The 3,157-nt window shown below is 63.7% G+C and carries 4 protein-coding genes and 1 pseudogene; all 5 read left to right on the top strand.

Translation table 11 applies throughout. The features are described 5' to 3' along the window. Positions 1-328: pseudogene (locus MOV75_RS32380) on the top strand (NADH-quinone oxidoreductase subunit G); the annotation flags it as partial. A 10-nt stretch (positions 329-338) separates the two neighbouring features. After that, a complete protein-coding gene (nuoH, locus tag MOV75_RS32375) occupies positions 339-1,406 on the top strand; it encodes an NADH-quinone oxidoreductase subunit NuoH (RefSeq protein ID WP_018320148.1) in 1,068 nt (355 codons plus the stop codon). 14 nt (positions 1,407-1,420) lie between these two features. Beyond that, positions 1,421-1,909 (top strand): NADH-quinone oxidoreductase subunit NuoI, encoded by a 489-nt coding sequence (nuoI, locus tag MOV75_RS32370; protein WP_027529879.1) that lies wholly within the window; start codon positions 1,421-1,423, stop codon positions 1,907-1,909. 158 nt (positions 1,910-2,067) lie between these two features. Beyond that, positions 2,068-2,706: an NADH-quinone oxidoreductase subunit J gene (locus MOV75_RS32365; protein WP_246928526.1), complete on the top strand. Its 639-nt coding sequence runs from the start codon at positions 2,068-2,070 to the stop codon at positions 2,704-2,706. Then, the gene (gene nuoK, locus MOV75_RS32360; RefSeq protein WP_008547737.1) at positions 2,703-3,011 is read left to right on the top strand and encodes an NADH-quinone oxidoreductase subunit NuoK; all 309 of its coding nucleotides are present in this window, start codon (positions 2,703-2,705) and stop codon (positions 3,009-3,011) included. Before MOV75_RS32365 ends, nuoK begins: the two co-directional genes overlap by 4 nt. Positions 3,012-3,157: the final 146 nt, after the last annotated feature.

The following is a 3,157-nucleotide window of genomic DNA, read 5'->3' as shown; positions in this document are numbered from 1 at the left end:
GTTCCCGCCGGGCGATGCCCGCGAGGACTGGGCGATCGTCCGCGCGCTGTCGGAGGCGCTCGGCAAGAAGCTCGGCTACGACTCGCTTGCGGCCCTGCGCCAGGCGGTGTTCAAGGCCGTGCCGCATCTGATCCGTCTCGATCAGATCGAGGCCGGCTCGGTCGACCAGATCAAGAAGCTGGCGGGGAAGGGCGGCTCGCCGGAGAAGGCGCCGTTCAAGCCGCTGGTCGAGGACTTCTACCTGACCAACCCAATCGCGCGTGCATCCGCCGTGATGGCGGAATGCTCGCGCCTCGCCTCCGGGCATATGCTGACCGCAGCGGAGTGAGCGTGATCTGATGGAATTTTTCGAAAGCGCATTCTGGACCGGATTCCTCTGGCCGCTGATCATCATGGTCGCGCAGAGTGTCCTCGTGCTCGTCGTCCTCCTGGTCGCGATCGCCTACATCCTGCTCGCCGACCGCAAGATCTGGGCGGCGGTGCAGATCCGGCGCGGCCCGAACGTGGTCGGCCCGTGGGGCCTGCTGCAATCCTTCGCGGACCTGCTCAAGTTCGTGCTGAAGGAGCCGATCATTCCGGCCGGCGCCAACAAGGGCGTGTTCCTGCTGGCCCCACTGGTGTCGTGCGTGCTCGCACTGGCTGCCTGGGCGGTCATCCCGACCAATCTCGGCTGGGTGATCTCCGACATCAATGTCGGCATCCTCTTCATCTTCGCGATCTCGTCGCTGTCGATCTACGGCATCATCATGGCCGGCTGGTCATCGAACTCGAAGTATCCGTTCCTGGCCGCGCTGCGCTCGGCGGCGCAGATGGTGTCCTACGAGGTCTCGATCGGCTTCGTCATCATCACGGTGCTGCTCTGCGCCGGCACGTTGAACCTGTCGGCGGTGGTCGAAGCCCAGCATGTCCGCGGCCTTGCCAGCCTGATCGGGCTGCCGCAGCTCACCATCCTGAACTGGTACGTATGGCCGCTGTTCCCGATGTTCGTGGTGTTCTACGTCTCGGCGCTGGCGGAGACCAACCGTCCGCCCTTCGACCTCGTCGAAGCGGAATCCGAGCTCGTCGCCGGCTTCATGGTCGAGTACGGCTCGACGCCGTATCTGCTGTTCATGCTCGGCGAATACGTCGCGATCGTCACGATGTGCGCGATGGCCACGATCCTGTTCCTCGGGGGCTGGCTGCCGCCGGTGGACCTGCCGCCCTTCAATTGGGTGCCGGGGATCATCTGGTTCTCGCTCAAAGTCTTCTTCATGTTCTTCCTGTTCGCGATGGCAAAGGCGATCGTGCCGCGCTACCGCTACGATCAATTGATGCGCCTCGGCTGGAAGGTGTTCCTGCCGCTGTCGCTGGCGATGGTGATCGTGGTGGCCGGCGTGCTGCATTTCGCCGGCATCGCGCCGAAGTGAGGGCCGTCATGGGTATCAACATCAACGCCACTGCACGCTCGCTTCTGCTGTCGGAATTCGTCTCGGCGTTCTTCCTCGCCATGCGCTATTTCTTCCAGCCGAAGCCGACGCTGAACTATCCGTTCGAGAAGGGCCCGATCTCGCCGCGCTTCCGCGGCGAGCACGCGCTGCGCCGCTATCCGAACGGCGAAGAACGCTGCATCGCCTGCAAGCTGTGCGAAGCGATCTGTCCGGCGCAGGCCATCACCATCGAGGCCGGCCCGCGCCGCAACGACGGCACCCGCCGTACCGTGCGCTACGACATCGACATGGTGAAGTGCATCTATTGCGGCCTCTGCCAGGAGGCCTGTCCGGTCGACGCCATCGTCGAAGGTCCGAACTTCGAGTTCGCGACCGAGACCCGCGAGGAACTGTTCTATGACAAGGCCAAGCTGCTCGCCAACGGCGACCGCTGGGAACGCGAGATCGCGAAAGCGATCGAGCTCGATGCGCCGTACCGGTGAGGTGAGGGCATGATCCTTCCCGCCAACCTCTCGTCATTCCGGGGCGCGCGAAGCGCGAACCCGGAATCTCGCGCCACAACCTCTAGATTCTCCGATGCGCAATTGCGCATCGTAGTTCGCGGGCTTTGCCCGCGCCCCGGAATGACGGGGAATGCCCGATGATCCTTCCCGCGCTGTTCTTCTATCTCTTCGCCGGCGTCTGCGTCGCCTCGGCCGTGATGGTGATTGTCTCGCGCAATCCCGTGCACTCCGTGCTGTACCTGATCCTGGCCTTCGTCAACGCCTCCGGCCTGTTCGTGCTGATGGGCGCCGAATTCCTGGCGATGATCCTGATCGTCGTCTATGTCGGCGCCGTCGCGGTGCTGTTCCTGTTCGTGATCATGATGCTCGACGTCGACTTCCTCGAGCTGCGCGAGGGCTTCATCGAGTACCTGCCGGTCGGCCTCGTGATCGGCGGCATCTTCCTGTTCGAGCTGCTGCTCACCGTCGGCTTCTGGGTCATCAACCCCGGCGTCGCCAAGACGATCACGGCGGCGATCCCGGCCAACGTCTCCAATACCGAGGCGCTCGGTCTCGTGCTCTATACGAAGTACATCCACTACTTCCAGCTCTCGGGCATGGTGCTGCTGGTCGCCATGATCGGCGCCATCGTGCTGACGCTGCGCCACAAGGCGAGCGTGAAGCGGCAGGACATCAACGTTCAGAACGCGCGCACGCCCGAGATGGCGATGGCGATGCGCAAGGTGGCGCCAGGGCAGGGGCTCTCGGACGCCGACGCGGCGGAGTGGGTGAAATGACGATCGGGCTCGGACATTATCTGGCGGTCGGCGCGATCCTGTTCACGCTCGGCATCCTCGGCATCTTCCTGAACCGCAAGAACATCATCGTCATCCTGATGTCGATCGAACTGATCCTGCTCTCGGTCAACATCAACCTCGTCGCGTTCTCGACCTTCCTCGGCGACATCGTCGGCCAGGTCTTCGCACTTTTGGTGCTGACCGTCGCAGCCGCTGAAGCCGCGATCGGTCTCGCCATCCTGGTGGTCTATTTCCGCAACCGCGGCTCGATCGCGGTTGAGGACGTCAATCTGATGAAGGGCTGAGCTCAGTCATGGTTCAGGCAATCGTTTTTCTGCCTCTGCTGGGCGCCATTCTGGCAGGGCTCATCGCCCTGGCCGGCGCGCATGCCCGCAACCCCTCGGGCGACGAGGTCGAGCATCACGGGGACCACGGCCATGGCGACGCGCAT

This window comes from Bradyrhizobium sp. PRIMUS42, from assembly GCF_023006515.1.
Taxonomy (GTDB): domain Bacteria; phylum Pseudomonadota; class Alphaproteobacteria; order Rhizobiales; family Xanthobacteraceae; genus Bradyrhizobium.
Note: the sequence above shows the minus strand (reverse complement) of the source record. Positions and strands in the feature narration are given on the sequence as shown.

What these genes read in the sequence shown, in the direction of transcription:
- nuoH (WP_018320148.1), top strand. Translation starts at nt 339, where the DNA reads ATGGAATTTTTCGAAAGCGCATTCTGGACCGGATTCCTCTGGCCGCTG.
- MOV75_RS32365 (WP_246928526.1), top strand. Translation starts at nt 2,068, where the DNA reads ATGATCCTTCCCGCGCTGTTCTTCTATCTCTTCGCCGGCGTCTGCGTC.
- nuoK (WP_008547737.1), top strand. Translation starts at nt 2,703, where the DNA reads ATGACGATCGGGCTCGGACATTATCTGGCGGTCGGCGCGATCCTGTTC.